We start from the raw sequence: 23,838 nt of genomic DNA, 5'->3' as shown, positions 1-23,838 counted from the left end.
TACGCGGCCTTTTTGTTTAACGGGTGCAAAGATACGGACTTTTTCCGAAACTGCAAGCTTTACACAAACTTTTTTTGAAGAAATTTATTCGATGAAACGGTAATTAAACAGTTGCCAACCGATACTCAAGCCTACATTCCACTCCCTTCTCGGTGAACTATAATGATTTACATAAGCTGAGATCGCCCCGAAAGGTAATTGGCAAATAACAGAAACTTCTCCCATATATTCTACCTTTGAAAATGCTTTTCCGTAAAATGCCTTATTCTGCGTATTCTTTTCAATCGGGAAAATAGGCATAAAGCCATAAAATTCTCCCCGTATATGAAACATATCATTGAAAACAAACATAGGCTTAACGCCGGCAGCCAAAAATTGATTAGCACGGAAAGCCTCATTATACATCAATTTACTGTGCGGAGTTGGTGAGAACGCTGCTGCCTGCATCATAGTTGCCGTAAAATTCTCCGAGAAATTCTTCGATGAATACAGCGCTTCTGCCATCCAGCCCAACACAAATTTGGGCGCCATATTATGATATGCTTCTTTCATGTAAGAAATCTGTAACCACGATTGTCGTTCCTGAATAGTAGCTAATTCTGTAGGATTTCCCGGTGTATACCTTTCTCTTCCTGAAAATATTTGGGCTATCAACTTCTCATTATATCCTTTTGTAGCATATTGACGAGCATTCAATGTGCTACCATAGAAACTGATAGAACCTCCTATAAGCTTATAAACACTTCTATCTGAACGATCTTCCTCAAAGTTAATCACACTGGACTGAAAATAATTATCTTGCAATTTTCCAATGCCAAAACCAAATTCGGCTCTCTTATTCGACAAAAACGGTAAAGCTATTATTAACTTCAAAAAACGTTCATCCTTCGAATTAAAAGAAGGCTTATCATTTTTGGAGAATAGCTTATCTTTCTTATAATAATCAAATGTGCTAATAGACGCAATGAGCCGATATGACGTAGGAATATGTGTAGGCAGATCTATGCGCCCCATTAGTTGTGCATTATTATAAACTTTACCCAATTGACCATCAAATGTAAACTCCTTGGCATAATAATTAAGATTCTGATATCCTAAACCCAAATAAATCTGGTTAGAGCTCGTTGTAGATACACTACCACCCAGACGAACAGAAAAATTGTCTTCCATCTTAACCTTCAGATGCAAATCATACATATCCGTTTCTTCATTAAATACCGCCTTCGGAATAATCTCAGAAATCATGTTATCAGCCAACAAACGAAAATATCCACGTTTCATATCCTCATAAGTAAATGGCTCGTCTTCTTCATCATGAAATTCCTTCTGGATATAAGCTTGTTGCTGCGAATTGGCCCCTTGAATATAAATTTTCTGAAAATAAAGTTGCGGCAAATTACTACGATAAACCAGGCGGCGTAAACGTACATTATCCGCATTTACTCTACGATGAATACGACTTTTTATAGAATCCATCATACTGATAGTACGATTGTAGCCTATGTCATGAAGTTCCTGAAGACGGTCAAAATCAAGCAAGTTCACATCATCATACTTGAATGTCATTAGGATACCAACAGAATCTGGAATAGAATAATCCGTTTTCTGCATCACCATATTTTCTATCTGGCTCATGAGGTCATTCTCTTTTGGCTTGGATGGATTGGCTGCAACAACACTGCCAATAATGATATCAGGATGAAAATCATCCCGCATCACGTCAGTCGGGAAATTGTTATAAATACCACCATCATAGGCCAGTACACTATCTATCTCAATAGGCTTGAAAACAAATGGAAAACTCATTGAGGCACGAACTGCATCACCTAAATCACCTTTTCCCAGCACAATCTGCCGCTTATTATATACATCGGAAGCTATACACCGGAAAGGAATGAAAAGTTTATCGAAATCACCATCACATGCGGCTGTAGCACGAGCAAACAGTTCCACAAAAACCAAATTCATTTGAATAGGATTAACCATACTGGTTGGCAACTGTGGTTTGACATTCAGAGAGTCCTTAAAATCAAAACGGATATTAAAAAACTCAGGTGTAGGGAGATTTTTCTTGAAATAATAAGCGTACTTCGGCTCTACCTTTCCGGAATACCAACGCTTGAAGTCTTCCGAACGCAACAAAGCTTCCATATCATCAGGAGAGTACCCCATAGCATAAAGTGAACCTATTATGGCTCCCATAGATGTACCGGTAATATAGTCAATGGGAATGTTATTCTCTTCCAAAGCTCGAATAATGCCGATATGCGTCATACCTTTCGCACCACCACCACTCAATACAAGTCCCACTTTTTGGGCTTGCAATATAGGTAGCAACAAGAAACAAAACGATAAAAGCAAAAAAATCCTTTTCATACTTCAAACTCCTGAGCTGAAAAATAAATATTATCAAAGCTCAAATATATGCAATTGTTTCGAAATTGAACGTATCCAACGCAAAAAAACAAGCAATCCTATACAATTTATACGAAAAAAAGAGCATTACAACTCTTTAAAGTTGCAATGCTCTGACATATACTTGGTGAATAAAAGGCGTATTTAAATCAACTCGATACTTCTCTTCACAAAATTGTTTAAAGCTTCTCCTTTTAGCATACCGTTTTGCAGCAAAGCCAAGTCAATCAATTGGCGGACAACCTTATTCTTAGCAGCATATTCAGTAAATGCTTCATCTTTCCTTGTTTTCAGTTCTTCCCACTTCTTATCCAAGTCATTAACCTCGTCTCTTTCAACAGTAGAAATTTCTTCTTCTTTCTTACCTTTCTGCTTATCCTTCAGTTCGTTGCGATGTTTGTCCACCTCATTCATTTCTTTCTGAATAGGCGCTATAATATGATCACATTCTTTTTCTTCGTCAGCCAAAACTTCTTTTACCAACTTGTGATCGGAGTTCAGTACCAAATTAAACATATCAGGCATTTCACCATAGAAACTCATACCTGCTTGAATATTAGCCATCTCTTTCATACGGCGCATATATTCACTCTGAGTAATCATTACAGGGGAGGAGTTCTCACCCAAGGCTTGTGCAGTGATATTAAACTCAACTTTCTCCAACTTTGGCAACTGACTCTTAAATACAGCCGAAAGAGCTTCTTGCTTGCTAGCCTCTAAAGTTTCACCTTTCTTATCCTCTTTCACAATCAGATTGTCGATAACATCACTATCCACGCGAGTGAAGCGAGACTTTTCTAATTTCTGTTCCAGCATGCTCACTAAAGCAATGTCCAACTGACCATCCATCAGCAACACGTTATATCCTTTATTCTTAGCAGCTTCAATATAACTAAATTGCTCATCTTTATGATTTGCATACAGATAAATCAAATTGCCATCCTTATCTGTCTGATTATCCTTAATGAGTTTCTGATACTCTTCAAATGTATAACATTTACTATCCGTATCGGTGAAAAGGGCGAAATCTTTTGCTCTATCATAGAAATCCTCTTGAGTAAGCATTCCATAATTGATAAAAATTTTCAAATCATTCCACTTTTCCTCAAATTGTTTGCGATCGTTTTTAAAGATAGATTGTAAGCGATCAGACACTTTCTTCGTAATATATGTAGAAATCTTCTTCACATTTGAATCACTCTGAAGATAAGAACGGGATACATTCAGCGGAATATCCGGAGAATCGAGCACTCCATGCAACAATGTCAGAAAATCCGGTACAATTCCTTCTACAGAATCCGTCACGTATACTTGATTGCTGTAAAGTTGTATTTTGTTCTTATTCAATTCGATATTACTCTTCACTTTCGGGAAGTAAAGGATACCAGTCAAATGAAATGGATAATCTACATTCAGGTGTATCCAGAACAAAGGTTCATCAGACATAGGATAAAGATCCCGATAGAATTTCTTATAATCTTCATCTTTCAAGTCGCTGGGTTTCAACGTCCATAACGGGTTACTATCATTGATGATGTTATCTTCATCTGTTTCTACCTGTTTTCCATCTTTCCAGTCTTTCTTCTTGCCAAAGGCAACTGGGATAGGCAAGAAGCTACAATACTTCTTCAACAAAGAAGAAATGCGGGCTTCTTCAAGAAATTCCTTGCTTTCATCATCAATGTAAAGCACGATATCCGTACCGCGGTCGGCTTTATCTATATTTTCGATAGTGAATTCGGGACTGCCATCACAGCTCCATTTCACAGCCTGAGCATCTTCCTTATGAGATTTCGTAATAATCTCCACTTTCTTGGCTACCATAAAGGCTGAATAGAATCCTAAACCAAAATGACCGATAATGGCATTAGCATCATTCTTATATTTTTCCAAAAAATCATTGGCACCAGAGAAAGCAATCTGATTGATGTACTTATCGATTTCTTCGGCTGTCAAACCTATACCACGATCAGAAACAGTAATCGTATCTTTTCCTAATGATACGTGTACAGTTAAATCTCCAACTTCACCCTTGAACTCACCAATAGAAGCCAAAGTTTTCAACTTCTGTGTAGCATCTACGGCATTAGAAACTAACTCACGAAGAAAAATTTCATGATCACTGTACAAGAACTTCTTAATAACGGGGAAAATGTTTTCGGTAGTTACCCCAATGTTTCCTTTTTGCATACTACTTATTTATATTTTAAATTTATATATTAATCACTTGGCAAACATAATGCAAAAAAAATGCCAGTCCAACATGGACTGACATTTTGACTGTTTATTCTAATTTCTATAGTCAGAAAAGTTCTACCGATATACAGGCATAATATTTACTTAGTTACTGCTTTGATTTCCAATTCTTCCTTCTCTTCATTCAAAGATACGGAAATCATATCCCCCAGATTCAACTCGGAAGAGACAATCAGTTCTGAAAGCCCATCTTCCAGATAGGTCTGAATGGCACGTTTCAATGGACGGGCACCAAACTGTACATCATAACCTTTGGATGCCATAAACGTTTTAGCCTTACCATCAATAACAAGCTTATACCCAAGAGCTTCCACGCGTTCAAACAAGCCTTTCAATTCAATATCAATAATCTTTTCGATGGCATCCAGCGAAAGCTGGTCGAAAGTGATGATTTCATCAATACGGTTCAGAAATTCAGGGGCAAAAGACTTGTTCAAGGCCTTTTGTATCACTCCGCGAGAATATTCCTTGTCATCCGTACGGTTTTGTGCAGCAAAGCCTACGCCACGACCAAAGTCCTTTAACTGGCGCGTACCTATATTTGAAGTCATGATGACTACCGTATTCTTGAAATCTACTGTCCTGCCATAACTGTCAGTCAAACGACCTTCATCCATCAGTTGCAACAAGATATTGAATACATCGGGATGAGCTTTCTCTATTTCATCTAATAGTACGATAGAATAAGGTTTACGACGTATTTTCTCTGTCAACTGGCCACCTTCTTCATACCCTACGTATCCCGGAGGTGCACCAACCAGACGAGAAACAGTAAACTTCTCCATATATTCGCTCATATCCACACGTATAAGCGCATCAGTAGAACCAAACATATACTTTGCCAATTGCTTAGCTAAGTGCGTTTTTCCAACACCAGTAGGCCCCAAGAACAGGAATGTCCCAATAGGACGATTCGGATCTTTCAAACCTACACGGCTACGTAAAATAGCTTTCGTCACTTTCTCAATAGCTGGATCCTGAGCTATTACTTTGGCCTGCAATTCCTCTTTCATGCCTGCTAATTTAATACCTTCTGCCTGCGCCATACGCTGTACAGGCACACCAGACATCATAGACACAACATTAGCAATTTCTTCTTCTCCAACTGTTTGACGATCATCTTTTAAACGAGCTTCCCATTCTGTTTTCATCTCTTCCAGACGGGCAGAAAACTCTTTCTCACGGTCGCGATAGCTAGCAGCAAGCTCAAAGTTTTGAGATTTTACTGCATCTGCCTTTTGTTGACGGGCTTCTTCTATGAGTTTCTCTTGTTCTTCAATTTCTTTCGGAACCGTAATATTCGTTAGATGGACACGAGAACCTGCTTCATCCAAAGCGTCAATTGCCTTATCCGGGAAATTGCGATCTGTGATGTAGCGATCTGTCAACTTGACACACGCCTCCAAAGCTTCACCTGTATAAATCACATTATGATGATCCTCATACTTCTCTTTGATATTTTTTAATATCTGAAGCGTTTCCTCTGCCGTAGTCGGTTCCACAATTACTTTCTGGAAACGACGCTCCAATGCACCGTCTTTTTCTATATTCTTCCTATACTCATCAAGGGTAGTAGCACCGATACATTGTATCTCACCACGCGCCAATGCGGGTTTCAGCATATTAGCTGCATCCATAGAACCTGCTGCAGCTCCGGCCCCCACAATAGTATGGATTTCATCAATAAACAGAATGACATTCGGATTTTTCTGCAACTCGTTGATAATTGAACGAATGCGCTCCTCGAATTGTCCACGGTATTTAGTTCCTGCTACCACGGAAGCCATGTCAAGCATAACCACGCGTTTATCAAATAAGATACGGGACACTTTCTTCTGAATGATACGCAATGCCAGTCCTTCTACAATTGCAGATTTACCTACACCAGGTTCACCAATCAATACCGGGTTATTCTTTTTACGACGACTCAAAATCTGAGCTAATCTCTCTATTTCCCGTTCACGGCCTACCACCGGATCCAACCGACCTTCTTCTGCAGCCCGAGTCATATCCATACCAAAATTATCCAATACCGGAGTATCATTAGATGGCTTCTTAGATGCCGTTTGCGTAGAAGATTGTGAACCAGCACTTTGCGAAGAACGTGAAGACATATTCATTTCTTCCTCTTCATCATCGTCATCTTCCGTGAATCCCATACCTGCATTAGGACTAGCTTTCATGGAAAGTTGTTCGAACACAGATTTGTAATCTACATTGTTTTCCTCCAAAACCGTAGCGGCCAAATTATTACCATCTTTTAAAATAGCCAGCAATACATGTTCCGTATCTGCAGTGGCGCTCTTTAATAGACGAGCCTCGAGTATACACATTTTTAATATCTTAGCTGCCATAGGAGACAATGGAATGTCTGCATCAGGCAACAAGTTATCATCTTCAATCTCTTTCAAAAAACCTTCCAGACGTTTTTTAACTCTGTTCAGATCTATATCCAGTTTCTGCAATATTTCTATAGCCTTCCCTCCGCCGTCTCTCAACATGCCGAGTAGAAGATGTTCCGGGCCAATATATCTATTTTTCAACCGGTTAGCTTCCTCCTTGCTGTAGGTGATAATATCAGAAACTCTTTGTGAAAACTGATTATTCATACTTAATATTCTCCTTCCTCATCTTAAGGTGTTACTATAATACAAAGATACGCATTAATAATTTCTAGTAAGCAAATATCTTCTTCTATTTATTGTTTGTATACAAATCCCGTGCCACAGTTTAATATCCGTTCACCAGTATCTTTTAATACCTTATTTATTATATTAATAAGAACAAAGTAGGCGAGAGAATGGTTCTGAAAGAAAGTTTATGCGCGAAAACTTTTGTATATCGTAAAAAAGCAGTACTTTAGCGTGGTTTTTCATGAACCAAAGTATGTATAATTAATAATCTTTTTAAATGCTTGAACAAGACAGAATTATAAAGATTAACATCGAGGAGGAAATGAAGTCATCATACATTGACTACTCCATGTCGGTCATAGTTTCACGTGCCCTTCCGGATGTTAGAGATGGTTTTAAGCCTGTACACCGTAGAATTCTCTACGGAATGATGGGACTGGGAAATACGTCTGATAAACCTTATAAGAAATCAGCCAGAGTTGTAGGTGAAGTATTAGGTAAGTATCACCCTCATGGTGACTCTTCCGTTTACGGAGCGTTAGTCCGTATGGCTCAGCCTTGGGCAATGCGCTACATGGTGGTAGATGGCCAAGGTAACTACGGTTCAGTAGACGGTGACAGTGCAGCAGCCATGCGTTACACAGAGTGTCGTTTGCAAAAGATTGGTGAAGACATGATGCAAGACCTTGAAAAAGAGACTGTTGATATGCAAAACAACTTCGACGACTCTCTGCAGGAACCGACCGTAATGCCAACTCGTATCCCGAACCTTTTGGTAAATGGTGCATCTGGTATTGCAGTAGGTATGGCAACCAATATGCCGACGCACAACTTGTCAGAAGTACTCGATGCCTGTGTTGCATACATCGAAAACAACGATATCGAGATAGAAGAACTGATGAATTATGTGAAAGCCCCTGACTTCCCGACAGGAGGATATATATATGGTATGAGTGGTGTTCGCGAAGCCTATCTTACAGGTCGCGGACGTGTCATCATGCGCGCTAAAGCAGAGATTGAAACCAGTTCTACGCATGACAAAATTGTCATCACAGAAATCCCGTATGGTGTCAATAAGGCCGAGTTAATTAAGTATATTGCTGATCTGGCCAACGATAAAAAGATCGAAGGTATCTCCAATGCCAATGACGAATCCGACCGCGAAGGTATGCGCATTGTTATCGATATTAAGCGCGATGCCAATGCCAGTGTAGTTCTGAACAAGCTTTATAAGATGACTCTATTGCAGACATCTTTCAGCGTAAATAATGTAGCATTGGTACACGGACGTCCCCGTCTGTTGAACTTGAAAGATTTGATTAAGTACTTTGTGGAACATCGTCACGAAGTGGTTATCCGTCGTACTCAATACGATTTGCGTAAAGCAAAAGAACGCGCCCACATTCTGGAAGGTTTAATTATCGCATCAGATAATATTGATGAAGTGATTCGCATTATCCGTGCGGCAAAAACTCCTAATGATGCCATTGCAGGCTTAATTGAGCGTTTTCAATTAACCGAAATCCAGTCTCGTGCTATCGTAGAAATGCGCCTGCGCCAGTTGACTGGACTGATGCAAGATCAGCTCCATGCTGAATATGAAGAAGTAATGAAGCAAATTGCTTATTATGAAGAAATACTTTCAAATGACGAGCTTTGCCGTAAAGTCATTACAGATGAATTAATTGAAGTAAAAGCTAAATATGGAGATAAACGTCGTTCGGAAATTGTTTATTCATCCGAAGAATTCAATCCGGAAGATTTCTATGCAGACGATGAAATGATTATCACCATTTCACATATGGGATATATCAAGCGTACGCCATTGAGTGAATTCCGGGCTCAGAACCGCGGTGGAGTAGGCTCTAAGGGTACAGATACCCGTGATGCGGACTTCATTGAGCATATATACCCGGCAACTATGCACAACACCATGATGTTCTTTACTCAAAAAGGTAAGTGCTATTGGCTCAAAGTATATGAAATACCTGAAGGTACCAAGAACTCAAAAGGACGCGCTATCCAGAATTTGCTAAATATCGACTCTGACGATGCTGTAAATGCATATTTGCGTGTAAAAAACCTTTCTGACCAAGACTTTATTAACAGCCATTATGTTTTCTTCTGTACCAAGAATGGTGTCATCAAGAAAACATTGCTTGAACAATATTCACGTCCTCGTCAAAATGGTGTAAACGCTATCACCATTCGTGAAGACGACCGTGTTATCGAAGTGCGTATGACCAACGGTGACAATGAAATTATCATCGCTAATCGTAATGGACGTGCTATTCGTTTTCACGAAAATGCTGTACGTGTTATGGGACGTACTGCGACAGGAGTACGTGGTATGACACTTGATGAGGATGGACAGGATGAAGTAGTAGGAATGATATGCATTAAAGATCCTGAAGCAGAAACGATTATGGTAGTTTCTGAACAAGGATATGGTAAACGTTCTGATATTGAAGACTATCGCAAAACAAATCGTGGTGGTAAGGGTGTGAAAACAATGAATATCACTGATAAAACAGGTAAATTGGTAACAATTAAGTCTGTAACAGACGATAATGACCTGATGATTATCAATAAATCTGGTATTACCATTCGTCTGAAAGTAGCTGATGTTCGTATTATGGGCCGTGCCACACAAGGTGTTCGCTTAATTAATCTTGAAAAGAGAAACGATGAAATCGGTTCAGTATGCAAGGTTACTTCCGAGAGTTTGGAAGACGAAATACCAGTTGATATAGATGGAACGTCTCCAACATCTCCTGTATCTATAAGTGAAATAGTAGAAGTAGAAGAGGAGAACTACAACTCTGAAGATGAAATAAATAATAGAGATGAAGAATAGACATAATATTAATTTTAATTTTACATTTATCATGAAAAGAGTATTATTTTCAGTGATTTTATTGCTTGCTGCAGGCTTCACTTTCGCTCAAGAAAAGACTGTGAAAGAAGCTAAAAGCATTGCGAATGAAGTGAATCCGGACTTTAATAAAGCCGAACAGCTCATCAATCAAGCCTTGACTAATCCTGAAACAAAGGATAATGCTGAGACTTGGGATGTAGCCGGTTTTATTCAAAAGAGAAGTAATGAAAAGCAAATGGAAAATGCCTATTTAAGAAAACCTTACGATACACTTAAGGTATATAATAGTGCTTTGAACATGTGCAAATACTATCTCAAATGCGATGAACTTGCACAGATTCCGAATGAAAAAGGAAAAATCAAAAACAAATACAGAAAGGCTAACTCTGCTGCTATTATTGCTGAACGACCTAACTTAATCAATGGTGGTATCCAGTTCTATAATTTAGAGAAGAACAAAGAAGCATTAGATTTCTTTGGAACTTACATTGAAATAGCTCAAAACCCAATGTTTGAGAAGGAAAACTTCCTGCAAACAGATACTATTTTACCGCAGATTGCATATTATGCAAGTTTAGCTGCGGCTAAAATGGAAGACTATCCAAGCGTATTGAAATATGCTCCATATGCTCAGAATGATAAAGAAGTAGGTCAATATGCTATGGAGTTTATCTCTACAGCTTTAAAAGCACAAGGCGATACAGCTAAATGGGTTGCTTCTTTGAAAGAAGGTTTGCAGAAATATCCGCAACATTCATTTTTCTTTGGCCATCTGATTGATTATTATAGCAATAACAACAAATATGATGAAGCTATGCAGTTTGCTGACGATATGTTAGCTAAAGACCCCAATAATACATTCTATTTGTACGTGAAGGGATATCTTTATCATAATATGTACACCAACCTGAAAAATGAGAAAAAGGAGCAAGAGGCAGCAGATGCACTTAATAAAGCTATTGAATATTATGCAAAAACGACAGAAATAGATCCTACCTATGCAGAAGCATATTCTAATTTAGGTTTGGTTTACTGCCTACAAGCACAAGATTTCTCAGAGAAAGCAACCACAGATGTTAATGATCCGAAATATAAGGAAGATCAAGCCACTCTGAAAGCTTTCTATGAAAAGGCAAAACCTTGTTATGAGAAAGCAAGAGAATTGAAACCGGATCAAAAAGATTTATGGATGAATGGTTTATACCGGGTATATTACAATTTAGATATGGGACCAGAATTTGAAGAAATTGAAAAGATGGTAAACTGATCTCATATTTTGATTAATAAAAAAAGCCTAGTCATCTGTCACTAGGCTTTTTTTTCATTATTTCCTCTTTTAATTGGAATAGGGAAGCAATAAGTAGAGATGAAATATCATTGTTTAATATTAAACATAATCATGATATTGATTTAAAATATAGGCGCTATTTTCTTTAGCTTGGGTGTCCGTATATAACTAACAGTGGTGTATCAGAATGAAAAATCATCTTCCGAGCAATTCCAGGATTAAATAGACGGGAAAATATATTCCGTTTGTATGTTGTTAGTGTGATAATATCAATATGATTCGTTTTTATATAGTTATCTAAACTATTCAAGAAATCATCATTCATCACAACATCATAATGTATTTCCAAATCCGGGTACTGTTTTTGGAAGTATTCTTTAATACCACCTAATTTTATTTCATTCCATGTATCTTTAACATCTGACAAATGAATTAAGGATACGGAAAAATGGAATGGCTTCAAAGCAGTAATCAATGAATCGAATGCAATTAAATCCCGTTGATCAAAATTGGTGATAAATGCAATACGCTTAGCTTCAGCCAATTGCTTAAATGGAGTATTCTCAGGTATGGCTAGAACGGGGACACGGCTCCGCTCAATTATTTCAGCCGTTACACTACCAATTAAATCAATATCTTTCTGATTTTTACCACGAGTACCCATAATAACGATACGTGGTCGATATTCTTTTGAATAGCGAAGAATTTCTTCTTCTGGGATGCCTTCACGCAACACACAACTATATTTCACATTTGGAAATTCTCCTGAAGCCACTTTCTCCTTAACCTTATTTGATAAGGCATTTAAGTCTGCATGAACTTTTTGCAATATATTTTTTACATTCTCTTCATCTGCAATCTGATAATTAAAGACATCTCCATAAGGTAACGAAGTAGTATAAATCGGAGTAAAGTAGACATGTAGCAATACTACTTCCGCATTCATATTCTGTGCAAAATTAAAAGCAAATTCACATGCTTTCATCGAATAATTAGAGAAGTCGACAGGAACTAAAACCCTATTACTCTCCTTCTCCACTTTAGGTGGCTTCCCTCCCACTACCTCTTCAGATAACCAGGCAGAACTTTCAGTAATCTTCAATGCACGTGGCAAATCGCTTTCTTTTATACGTAAACGCACACCCGAAGACACTACAGGTTGTATTTGATTTACATTGTGAATGTAGGTCTCAACACCTTCATTCTCAAGTACATTTTTCAATATCTGAGCTTTGGCATAAGTCAGAATGGCTAAAGTTACTAACTTGTCTTCCATAATCAACAGTTTTTACTTTATAAACAAATAAGAAATCCCAATTGTTTGTTTATCAATTGGGATTCATTTTTACTTTCTCTTCTTAAGCTTGAACAGGCTCTGCACTGGCATTCATTTCATCTAGTATCCTGAGAGCTCTATCAAGAACAGTAGTATCATCAAGCATCACTAAACCACCATCAGGTCCAGGCTCCAGATGTATTCCAACACTCTTACCTTCTTTGAAATTGTGTCCCCCAAAGAAGTTTCTAACTGTATCGACGTTCAGTCCGAGTTCATCGGCTATTCTATGCATACTACCAGTGGGTAACGAGTCTTTAATTCGGCGAAGTTCATTAAATGTTATTGTTCTCATATTTATAAATTTAATGGTTAATAACTCTGTGAGTTTTACTTATCACGCTATAAACTTAAGGAAAAAAAAAGATATAACAAACATTTTCGATGTCTTTTTTACAAAATAAAAGAAGCCTGCCAAAAGGGTATTTATATTTTCCCTTTTGACAGGCTTTTTGCCTATTATTAACTATCTTACTATGAAAGAATTATAGCTATCAGATGCTCTCTACAGACGATGCAGGCACCCAACCTACTTTACCATCTTCTAAACGGATTTCTTTCCATTCACGCATGGAGTTATCTTTAATCTCCACCTTTCGACCTTCATGCAATATAAACAAACTGGTACCACTCTCACTGGGGGTACTACGCACCGTTACACTGGGAGTTAATACAATGGCATTATTACGATTCAATAACTCACTTTTTTGCTGGAAAGCAAAAACATTCGCTAGTATAACAAACACCAGAAATACTATTCCTGCAATGAAACCAGTTTTTTTCCACACAATCTGTCTGGAAAAGAAAAAGAAATAAAGAGATGCCAATAATAAGAAGAAACAAACTATACCTACTTTTGCCCAAGCATCCACACTTAGACTATTTATCAATGACTTTGTCCAAGATACAAAGAAGATTTCAGCTACCGGAATTACTTTGTCTACGGTTTTGGCACGGGCTATTTCCAGATTAGCACGAATATCCGCATTACCAGGCTGCATCAATAAGGCACGCTCATAGTTTAAAATAGCTTTTGCTATATCACCAGCTTTATAATAGCTATTTCCTAAATTATAATATACTTCAGCAGCTTCTCCATCCTTCAACAAAGCTTCATATATCTGAATGGCAGAAGCATAATCATTCTTCAGATATGCACTATCCCCTTCTGCTTTTGTCGCACCATTCTCTTGCTTTACTGCTGAGAATTCTGAATGAGAACTTATTGAAACTGAATCATTGGCATTCTGCAATGTATCAGATGAAGCCTGTCCCAAAGAGGTCATCGCCATAAGCAGGCTAAGGGTAAAAAACAATATCTTTTTCATCATATAACCTTCTAATTAATGTTTAATCGAATTCTCCATTTTACTTATCACCGTCAATGAAGCTGAGTAAACCTTATCCATGGCCTGATTATCATCACCAGGAGCAAAACGAGCAAACTCACAATCATTCAACGCAACCAAGAACTCTTTAATCAAAGCATCTTCTACGCCATATTTACGAAGCTCCTCTTCAATATTGTCTTTAGAGAGCCGTGAAACCGGAATATTCAGTTTATCACTGATATATCCCCAAAGAGCTTTCAGTACTTCATCATAGAAAACATCTTTCTTATTTTCTGCCAATAGTTTGCCAGCCAGCTTCATACGCTTAACAGCAACCTTATTGGCTTTCTTCGTACGCATTTTAGCCACATTGGCATTAGCAGCTATCTGCTTACGGTAAACAATAAAGAAGATGATAAACGCAACTCCAGGTACCAAATAAAGCAACCAATACACCATCGAATCAAAGAAAAAGTCCCCCTTTTGGGAAAGAGTCACATCATTTTGCTTGATGAAGCGAATATCCTCATTCAAAATTCTCAAATCTTCTTTATTTGTAAAGTTTGCGATAGTCTGCGCAGCATTACCTTCACCCTTTTCTACATGCAACTCATATTCTTCTGTAGTCAATGTCTTGTAGGAACGGGATTTGATATCAAAATAGCTGAATTTGACAGCCGGTATCTTAAACGTACCAGCATTACGCGGAATAGCCAGATATTCAATTACTTTACTGCCAGAAAGTCCTGCATTTGTCAAACGGAACTTATTGTCAACTTTAGGATCATACACTTCAAAATCATCCGGGAACTTAATTTCAGGGTCACCAATCAATTTTAAATTACCAGTACCGGAAATCACGAGTTTAATAGTGATGGCATCGTTCGTTTTCACAGTAGTGCTATTGATGGAAGAAGAAATACTAAACTCTCCCACTCCACCAGAGAAATCAGCAGGTTTACCTTCCGGCAACGACTTAACATCAATTGTCAACTTAGGAGTAGTTAGCGTCTTTTTTATTTCAATATAATTGCTACCTCCATTAAAGAAAGCTTCAAATGGATCTGACACTTGGGTAGCTTTGGCAATAGAAGCATCAAAACGCGCTGGTTCGATGGTTAAATTACCCGACTGTTGAGGAAATAATACAAACTGGCGATAAATAGTAGTTTGATAATTCCTTCCCTTATAATGCTCCAAGCTCCATCTCCTATCATTCGGAAGCTCTACTTCCTGCGAATGAAATCCCTTAAAATCAGGAAGTTTCACATTATCAAAACGTTGTAAATCAACCAATGTATAGATTTTGTAAGTTAGCAAAAAAGCTTCTTGCTCATATACATTTGTTTTACTTGCAGTAGCTGCAATAAACAAGTCTTGATTGGAAATAGAAGTACCTGAAGAGGCACGGCTAGCATTACCTTTACTATTTCCATTTGAAGATGCCGCTGCTTCCGCTTGATCTGCCGGAAGTACTTTGACATGCACTGAATTAGAAATCATTTGATTACCATCTGCCGTAATCGTAGCACCCGGAATAGTGAAACTACCCTCCGTCGTAGCCATCAGAATATAAGTAAAGGTGATGCTACTGGTTGAAGTTGATACCCCGTTAATAATCTGCATACTACTTTGCTGCGAACGACTGGGTCCCATCAATACATCAAATCCCTTGATAGAAGGAGCACGGAAATCTCTCACCTTCTGTGTAGTCACTGTATATGTCAGCCGAAACTGGTCACCTACTGCTACTGCGTCAGGAGCTGACGCAGAAAATGACACTTTTTCGTCAGCAAAAACCTGTAAACTGACTGCAATCAGTGCTATCCATAAGAAAATTAATTTTCTCATATATTATCGTATCTTTTATTATTTACCAATCCTTTTCTAAGCGACCACCCTGAATTACTTGTTGTTTCTTCACCTTATCCTGCACATCTTTTTCGTCCTGCATAACCGACTTCAAGAGCTGTTCAGCGTTTTCCTTCGACATTTGGTTGTCTTGCGGTTGCTGTGGTTGCTGTTGTTGATCCTGGTTTTGCTGGTCTTGTTTATTCTGGTCTTGCTTATCTTTATCTTGTTCCTTTTCCTGATCCTGTTTATTTTGATCCTGATTCTGGTTTTGATTTTGCTGGTTTTGTTCCTGGTCTTTCAGCATTTTTTGGGCCAGAGCCAAATTATAGCGTGTTTCGTTATCTTTCGGATTATTACGTAACGATTCCTTGTATGCTTCCACTGCTTTCGCATAATCTTTACCAGAATGGAATATTACACCCATATTATGATAGATTTGAGCAAGTTTACTCTTATCCTTCTCCATCTTAGTGGCAGCAACATACTGTTCCATAGCTTCCTGCAACTTATTTTGTTGCATAAGCGTGTTACCCAAATTATACATGGAAACCGTTGATTTCGGATTGACATCGATCGCCTTACGATAATTTACTTCAGCATTCACATATGTGCTATCCTTATACGCACGGTTTCCCTTACGAATAAAATCACGTTCCGCTTTCTGTGCAGACGCCGATACAGCCGTCAATAGCAGCAAGATAATTCCGATAGTTTTATTTCTCATCATCATACCTTTCTTCCTTTTTAAACAAATGGATATTACGGAATAACGGGTTCTTACGTTCCAGAATCAGCATTTCAGCCAATAGAAGCAACAGAATAATCCATGCAACAGCCTGAAATTGTTCGTTGAACTCTGTGTAAACCTGTGTTTCCACATCCGCTTTCGCCATTTTATTAATTTCCTGAGTAATTGCCTTTTGTGCAGCATTCGAGTTATCTACACGCACATAAATTCCATCACCTGCCTGAGCTATCTCCTGACACATCTGCTCATTCAGTCGAGTGACAACCACATTTCCTTCACGGTCACGACGGAAATCATTCGTTCCTTCTACAGGAATAGGCGCACCGTCGGGCATACCTACACCCAAAACGTTGACTTGAATACCTTTCTCAGCAGCAGCTTTAGCAGCTTCTACCGCACCACCTTCATGGTTCTCACCATCAGTAATAACAATCACAGAGCGTCCTACTCCTTCCTGAGGCGTAAAACTACGTGTTGCCAGATTGATTGCCGCTCCAATTGCAGTACCCTGTTTTGATATCAGTGACGGATTAATAGACTCCAAAAACATCTTGGCAGAGATATAATCGCTTGTAATGGGCAACTGCGTAAAAGCATCACCGGCAAATACAATCATACCGACCTTATCATTTTCCATCCTATCTACCAACTGTGCCACCAGCCTTTTAGCCTTTTCCAAACGGCTGGGCTGCACATCTTGTGCTAACATGGAATTAGATATATCCAATGCAATCATTACTTCCACTCCTTGACGCTTCACAGTCTCCAGTTTGGAACCAAACTGAGGACGTGCCAACAATACTGCAAACAGCCCGATTGCAGCAAACACCAGCCAAAACTTCACATCCGGACGATATTTAGATACATCCGGCATCAACTGTGCCATTAGTACCGGGTCGCCAAACTTGCGGATTGCTTTCCGTCTCCGGTAATTGGAGTACAGGTAGAAAGCTGCCAAAAGAGGCAACAGGAGCAACAGATATAAATATGTAGGTTCTTCAAATCGAAACATCTTTCTATGTACAATTTAGTAATTTACAATCAATGCATTGTTTTAAGGTATCTTCTTCAAGATAGAATTACGAAGCAATACTTCAAGTAACACGCACAAGAACGCCGCCAGAGCAAACCAACGGTATTCTTCCTGACGCTTGCTGTATTCCTTCACATTCAACTTGGTTTTCTCCAACTTATCAATCTCCTCATATACCTCTTTCAGCTTAGAATTACTGGTGGCACGGAAATAATTACCTTCTGTGGTAGCCGCAATCTGCGTCAGTGTCTTTTCATCAATCTCCACCGGCATATTGACATACTGCACAGTGTTACCCACCGGATAAGGATACGGAGCCATTCCGTTCGTACCTACACCAATAGTATAAACCCGAATACCAAAACTCTTAGCTATTTCCGCCGCAGTCAGCGGAGATATATCTCCTTTATTATTTGTACCGTCCGTAAGCAGGATGATGACTTTAGACTTCGCTTTACTGTCTTTCAAGCGGGTAACGGCATTAGCAATACCCATACCGACTGCTGTTCCATCTTCAATAATACCACACTTAATGCCTTGAAACAGATTCAGAAGCACTGCATGATCCACCGTCAACGGACATTGCGTAAAACTTTCACCGGCAAATAAAGTTATACCGATATTATCATTAGGACGACCATTAATAAACTCCGCAGCCACATCTTTAGCAGCTTCCAGACGATTCGGTTTCAAATCCTCTGCCAGCATACTGGTAGATACATCGATAGCCAGCATGATGTCTATACCTTCAATTTCACTGTTTTGCCAGCTATTCGTTGTTTGAGGACGTGCCAGTACCACAATAATTAATGCCAAAGCAACAATACGCAGCATAAAAGGCACATGTAACAAATAGTTCTTATAACTCTTTGGCGTATGTGCATACACACGTGCATCCGAAATCTGAAGCGTCGCTTCATTATTCTTCCGCTTCATGATATACCATACTATATAAGGTATAAGCAACAGCAGCAAAAACAAATATTCAATATTGGCAAAAACCATTGTATTTACTATTTAACAATTTACAATTTACGATTGAAGTTACTACTGATTTTGCAATTAAGCAAAATAGCTGTATAACTGCATTCCAATATAAGTAAGCACACCAATCAAGGCAGCTGCCAATACAGCAATACCTACGCCCAACAATATCTTAGTACGCAAAGAACGTTTCTCAATGATCGTAATTTCAGTTGGCTGAGGTTTCACATTCTCAGCTTCTACCTCTTTTGTTTCATTGATAAAATCAATAGCGTTAATCAGATTCGCATCATTCTCATTCATCAGCGGAGCATGCTTAGCGAACTTCACCAAGTCAGCAGTCTGAAAGAGAGTACGCAAATCAGCAATAGCTTCTTTATCCTCCATATCCAACAGCTTCTCTATGATTTCCGATGAAGTCATTTCCAGTGCATTGAAGCCAAAACGCCCTCGGATATAAGTACGTAAAGTATCCGTCAACTCCGTATAGTATTCTTTAGATTGACCCTTTTGCCATACTTTCTCACTCTTGATACGTTCTATCTCCTTCATTGCCTGCTGATGCGGCGGTAACTTCGGCTCAACTTTCACTTTACGTATTATCGGCTTATTATCACAGATACGCATAATCAAATAGATAAGCAGCAGCGCAAATGGAATAAGCAGTATCCCACAAATGATAATTCCATACCAGTCTTCCCATACAAATGGAGCCTGCATCACAGTTTTAGGTCCAAAGAACTGTTCCGGATTTTCAGGATCCAACGGAACATTCATTGAATAGACTTTCAGTGCCAACGCCTTCGAACGATATGCTTTATTATCCACTGTCACCTCCATCGGTGGCAAATAATACAATGCCGAGTCGAATGATGTAACAGTGTATTCCTGTGTAATCAGCATTCGCTTATTATCATTTATATACTGCGTATCAGCCTTTGCAACATCTATAATCTCCACTCCTCGCACCAGCGTATCCGTATAAACAGGGAAAATAGCCTGTTTGTCCGCATCCAACGCCACTTGAAGTTTAATCTTCGCCTGATCACCAATATATATTTGCAGGGAATCAATGGTAGCATCCACTGTCACCGACTGCGCCACAGCCTTGCCGGTCAATATGCCCAATAGGGTTATCAGAAATAGATATCTTTTCATTTTTCCGATTAATTTCGTTTCGCAAACAAATTCATCAATGCTCTGACATAGTCCTGGTCAGTACGTACCGACACATTATCAACATTACTCTTAGTGAATGCCTCATGCAATTCTACCTGTTTATCCACCCACCAATCATGATGGGCACGACGAACGGCACGTGATGAAGTGTCAATCCACTGTTCATGTCCAGTCTCAGCATCTTTAATTTTCATCAAACCGATAGCTGGCAGTTCCTCTACCCGACGGTCATATACCTGAATAGCGACCACATCATGTTTCCGGTTGGCGATAGTCATTGCATTCTTAAAGTTTCCCTGATCGATGAAATCAGACAAGAGGAATGCTGTGCAACGGCGTTTCATCACATTTGTCAGATATTCCAATCCGAGACGGATATTTGTCCGCCGACTTTCCGCTTTGAAATCAATCAGTTCGCGGATGATATACAAGATATGTTTTCGCCCTTTCTTAGGCGGGATAAACTTCTCTATCCGGTCAGAGAAAAAGACAACACCGATCTTGTCGTTATTCTGTATAGCCGAAAATGCCAGCGTAGCCGCAATCTCCGTCACCATATCCTTTTTCATCTGCTTCACCGTACCGAATTCCAAACTACCGGAAACATCCACCAGCAACATCACGGTCAGTTCGCGCTCTTCTTCAAACACCTTCACGTAAGGTTTATTGAAGCGTGCAGTCACGTTCCAATCGATGTCGCGTATATCGTCACCAAATTGATATTCGCGCACTTCGGAGAATGCCATACCTCTACCCTTGAAGGCCGTATGATACTGGCCCGCAAAAATATTGTTGGATAATCCTCGCGTCTTGATTTCAATCTGACGGACTTTTTTTAACAGTTCACTTGTTTCCATTTATATAGTAGAATAATTCCGTTAATAAATACCTTCGACGTTCTTTAAAAACGTCGGCAAGATTCTTTAAAAACGTTGGCAACGTTTATTAATAGCTTTCAAAAGCTATTTTAAAGATACTTACATTAAGGTACTTCAACCTTATTTAGTATCTTGCTGATGATTTCATCAGAAGTCAGGTTGCTAGCCTCTGCTTCGTACGTCAAACCGATACGATGACGCAATACGTCGTGAGCCACAGCACGTACATCCTCAGGAATAACATAACCACGACGTTTGATGAAAGCATAAGTACGGGCAGCCAATGCCAGATTGATAGAAGCACGGGGTGAACCACCAAAACCGATCATATCTTTCAGGTCTTTCAAATCATATTTCTCTGGGTAACGGGTGGCGAACACAATATCTACAATATAACGTTCAATCTTTTCGTCCAGGTATACCTGACGAACAACCTTACGGGCTTCTATGATTTCTTCTGCTTTTAGGATAGGTTTCACATTGAATTTCTCACCATTGATATTCTGACGGATAATCAGTTTTTCTTCTTCCATCTTCGGATAGTCAATGACTACTTTCAGCATGAAACGGTCTACCTGTGCTTCGGGCAACGGATAAGTACCTTCCTGTTCAATAGGATTCTGAGTAGCAAGTACAAGGAAAGGTTCGGGCAACAGGAATGTTTGCTTACCGATAGTTACCTGGCGTTCTTGCATAGCTTCAAGCAAAGCACTCTGCACTTTGGCCGGAGCACGGTTAATTTCGTCCGCAAGAACAAAGTTAGCAAAAATAGGACCTTTCTTTACCTGGAAAGTTTCGTCTTTCTGGCTATATACCATTGTACCAATAACGTCGGCAGGCAGCAAATCAGGCGTAAACTGTACACGACTGTATTGCGCATCAATCAGCGAAGCCAGCGTTTTGATTGCCAATGTTTTTGCCAAACCGGGCACACCTTCCAATAATACGTGTCCGTCGGATAGTAAACCGATTAACAATGACTCTACCAGATGTTTTTGTCCTACGATAATCTGGTCCATGCCAGTAGTAAGGTTGGTAACGAAAGAACTTTGTCTTTCAATCCGTTCATTTAATTCGCGGATATCAATTGTTTCAGCCATAAATACTATTATTTTTTATTGTTTAAATTCCATTGGTTATCCAGCATACTACTGGTAATTATTTTTTTCGCTCCCAAAAGTACAGGAATAAATTAACCATACCAACTAATTTTTATTAAAAAACGATTAGATTAAACTACTTTCATAGAGTTTAGTAGTTAACAATAGTTTCTAAAAAGATTTTCAATTTCGCAAATAGGAATAAACTACAATTCACCCCTGCAAGCAACGTAGTGGTCAACTTGCAGGGGTGCAATATTTTCTGTTATTTCTTCACAAGCTCCGGTATCTTGACTACAGTTCCATAGGGCACGTGATCCGGGTTCTTTATAACATCAGGATTATACTTCACGATATACGGCCAGAGAGCTTTGGTTCCGTAGAAACGAAGTGCGACTTTCGTCAAAGTTTCTCCTTCCGCTATAGTATAGGTAGCCTTTGTTCCTACTATCTTATAGTTTACAGAATCAGGTTCAAAAGGAGTCGCTTTCTTATTATCTTTCTTAGAGGCAGCTACAGGATTTTCCTTTTGAGCAACCGGTTTCGGCGCAGCAGTAGCCGGCTTCGATTCAATGACAGGCTCTGGCTCAGTGGATTTTGGTGTGATGACCTCTGCCACCGTATCTGCTTTAACAACCAATGCTGTATCTTTTCGGACAACACTATCCGTCAAGGCAACAGAAGACGCCGGTTCTTTCGTCTTTCCGTCGGCTACTTTTTCAGTAGGCGGTACAGACCTATCAAATAAATCCGGATAATACATAAAAGTCACAGCACCAACACACAACACAACCACAAGTACTACAATACCAATAAAGAATTTCATAGTAGAACTATCCGGTTTATCTACAGGAGCTGCAGATTCATCAGCATCAGGTATCTCATAGGTAGGTATCCTATCTTCCTCTTGTTGCTCAATCAAAAGTTCTGTAACAGGCCCATCAGGCTGAGCGGCATGTTCGTCAGAGGAAAGGCCAGGTTCTTCTACTACCTGAATTATTTCTTCGACAACTTCTATCGTTTCTTCAGCTATCGCAATAGTTTCTTCTTCAGCTACCTTTTCTTCTTCAACAACCACTTTTTCTATTTCGACAGCCATCTCTTCTATTTCAGTAGGTGCATTTTCAATAAACTCGTCCACTTCATCTACAGGCAATTCTGCGCTCTCTACGGGCTCTTTCGATGCAACAATAGGCATTTCAGCAGTTTGCCCTACTAAATTTTCTTCTTCCTTTTCTTCCTCCTCTTCAGAACTGCTTTCCATCGGCGTATCTTCCAGCACTGTTTTATCATTCAACACTACTGTCTCAAAATGTGAAAAAGGTTTATTTATCAAATCTTTCAGAGTTGGTTCCGGAGTAAATGAGACTTTAGTGTGCCCCTGTATTTCAAACCGCTCTCCCGTATTTATATTCACACTTTCACGGTTCTCTACATTTATCAGCTTAAATGTACCTAAACCTTTAATCTTCACATACTTGTCTGTTTCCAGCGACTCTTCAACCAACTGGAAAAACTCTTTCACGAAACTCTCGGCATCTTTTTTATCCATGCCATGCTTTTCGGCAAGCAGTTCTATCAAATTCTGTATGTTCAGTTTTTCATTCATAATTATGGAGATTACTTGGAGTGAGACAGGGTTACTTAAATTTATCCTTCAGGGTACTACTCGGTCTATAGCTCAACACCAATTTAGGCGGAATCAACATACGCAATTTCGTAGTAGGATTAATGGTGATACGCTCAGCCTTCTTCTTAACCTCAAAAGTGCCGAAACCTTGCACAGAAATAACGTTCCCCTCTTGCAACTGTTGCGTCATATCCGACAGCAAAGATGCAATCAGTTCGGATGTATCCTTTATGGTATATCCCAATCTTCGTGACAGTTCTGAAGTAAACTCTTTATTATTCAAAATCCAGATATT

17 protein-coding genes are annotated in these 23,838 nt (G+C 39.1%); 2 read left to right on the top strand and 15 right to left on the bottom strand.

The features are described 5' to 3' along the window. Nucleotides 1–84: 84 nt before the first annotated feature. From QZ135_RS04115 to QZ135_RS04105, 3 genes are all read right to left on the bottom strand, one after another. Nucleotides 85–2,376, bottom strand: a complete 2,292-nt coding sequence (locus tag QZ135_RS04115) for a patatin-like phospholipase family protein (protein WP_294606136.1) — start codon at nt 2,374–2,376, stop codon at nt 85–87. Between the two features lie 183 nt (nt 2,377–2,559). Beyond that, nucleotides 2,560–4,605 carry a molecular chaperone HtpG gene (gene htpG / locus QZ135_RS04110; RefSeq protein WP_294606135.1) on the bottom strand — a complete coding sequence of 682 codons (2,046 nt, stop codon included), beginning with the start codon at nt 4,603–4,605 and terminating at the stop codon, nt 2,560–2,562. Nucleotides 4,606–4,751: 146 nt separating this feature from the next. Further along, on the bottom strand, nt 4,752–7,280 hold the full coding sequence (locus QZ135_RS04105) for an ATP-dependent Clp protease ATP-binding subunit (protein WP_294606134.1): 2,529 nt from the start codon (nt 7,278–7,280) through the stop codon (nt 4,752–4,754). Between the two features lie 301 nt (nt 7,281–7,581). On the opposite strand from QZ135_RS04105, the gene gyrA reads away from it, so the two are divergent. Beyond that, nucleotides 7,582–10,161, top strand: a complete 2,580-nt coding sequence (gene gyrA / locus QZ135_RS04100) for a DNA gyrase subunit A (RefSeq protein WP_294606133.1) — start codon at nt 7,582–7,584, stop codon at nt 10,159–10,161. Nucleotides 10,162–10,192: 31 nt separating this feature from the next. After that, entirely contained in the window at nt 10,193–11,449 is a 1,257-nt protein-coding gene (locus tag QZ135_RS04095) for a tetratricopeptide repeat protein (protein ID WP_294606142.1), read from the top strand. A 166-nt stretch (nt 11,450–11,615) separates the two neighbouring features. Here QZ135_RS04095 and QZ135_RS04090 read toward each other — a convergent pair whose 3' ends face one another. The 12 genes from QZ135_RS04090 to QZ135_RS04035 all read right to left on the bottom strand — a co-directional run bounded on the left by QZ135_RS04090 (nt 11,616) and on the right by QZ135_RS04035 (nt 23,826). Next, entirely contained in the window at nt 11,616–12,746 is a 1,131-nt protein-coding gene (locus QZ135_RS04090) for a universal stress protein (RefSeq protein ID WP_294606132.1), read from the bottom strand. An 82-nt stretch (nt 12,747–12,828) separates the two neighbouring features. After that, nucleotides 12,829–13,101: a DNA-binding protein gene (locus QZ135_RS04085; RefSeq protein ID WP_294606131.1), complete on the bottom strand. Its 273-nt coding sequence runs from the start codon at nt 13,099–13,101 to the stop codon at nt 12,829–12,831. A gap of 199 nt (nt 13,102–13,300) precedes the next feature. Further along, on the bottom strand, nt 13,301–14,137 hold the full coding sequence (locus QZ135_RS04080) for a tetratricopeptide repeat protein (RefSeq protein WP_294606130.1): 837 nt from the start codon (nt 14,135–14,137) through the stop codon (nt 13,301–13,303). A gap of 12 nt (nt 14,138–14,149) precedes the next feature. Continuing rightward, nucleotides 14,150–15,988, bottom strand: coding sequence for a BatD family protein (locus QZ135_RS04075; protein WP_294606129.1), 1,839 nt, complete (start codon nt 15,986–15,988; stop codon nt 14,150–14,152). A gap of 22 nt (nt 15,989–16,010) precedes the next feature. After that, nucleotides 16,011–16,721: a tetratricopeptide repeat protein gene (locus tag QZ135_RS04070; protein WP_294606128.1), complete on the bottom strand. Its 711-nt coding sequence runs from the start codon at nt 16,719–16,721 to the stop codon at nt 16,011–16,013. Further along, a complete protein-coding gene (locus QZ135_RS04065) occupies nt 16,705–17,751 on the bottom strand; it encodes a VWA domain-containing protein (protein ID WP_294606127.1) in 1,047 nt (348 codons plus the stop codon). Before QZ135_RS04065 ends, QZ135_RS04070 begins: the two co-directional genes overlap by 17 nt. Nucleotides 17,752–17,793: 42 nt before the next feature. Next, entirely contained in the window at nt 17,794–18,777 is a 984-nt protein-coding gene (locus tag QZ135_RS04060) for a VWA domain-containing protein (protein WP_294606126.1), read from the bottom strand. A gap of 57 nt (nt 18,778–18,834) precedes the next feature. After that, the gene (locus QZ135_RS04055) at nt 18,835–19,914 is read right to left on the bottom strand and encodes a hypothetical protein (RefSeq protein WP_294606125.1); all 1,080 of its coding nucleotides are present in this window, start codon (nt 19,912–19,914) and stop codon (nt 18,835–18,837) included. Nucleotides 19,915–19,922: 8 nt separating this feature from the next. Beyond that, the gene (locus QZ135_RS04050; RefSeq protein WP_294606124.1) at nt 19,923–20,792 is read right to left on the bottom strand and encodes a DUF58 domain-containing protein; all 870 of its coding nucleotides are present in this window, start codon (nt 20,790–20,792) and stop codon (nt 19,923–19,925) included. A 125-nt stretch (nt 20,793–20,917) separates the two neighbouring features. Continuing rightward, on the bottom strand, nt 20,918–21,913 hold the full coding sequence (locus QZ135_RS04045; RefSeq protein WP_294606123.1) for an AAA family ATPase: 996 nt from the start codon (nt 21,911–21,913) through the stop codon (nt 20,918–20,920). A 265-nt stretch (nt 21,914–22,178) separates the two neighbouring features. Further along, the gene (locus QZ135_RS04040) at nt 22,179–23,522 is read right to left on the bottom strand and encodes an HU family DNA-binding protein (RefSeq protein WP_294606122.1); all 1,344 of its coding nucleotides are present in this window, start codon (nt 23,520–23,522) and stop codon (nt 22,179–22,181) included. Between the two features lie 31 nt (nt 23,523–23,553). Further along, nucleotides 23,554–23,826: an HU family DNA-binding protein gene (locus QZ135_RS04035; protein WP_294606121.1), complete on the bottom strand. Its 273-nt coding sequence runs from the start codon at nt 23,824–23,826 to the stop codon at nt 23,554–23,556. Nucleotides 23,827–23,838: the final 12 nt, after the last annotated feature.

Origin of the sequence: uncultured Bacteroides sp., from assembly GCF_905207245.1 — a bacterium.
Taxonomy (GTDB): Bacteria; Bacteroidota; Bacteroidia; order Bacteroidales; family Bacteroidaceae; genus Bacteroides.
Note: the sequence above shows the minus strand (reverse complement) of the source record. Positions and strands in the feature narration are given on the sequence as shown.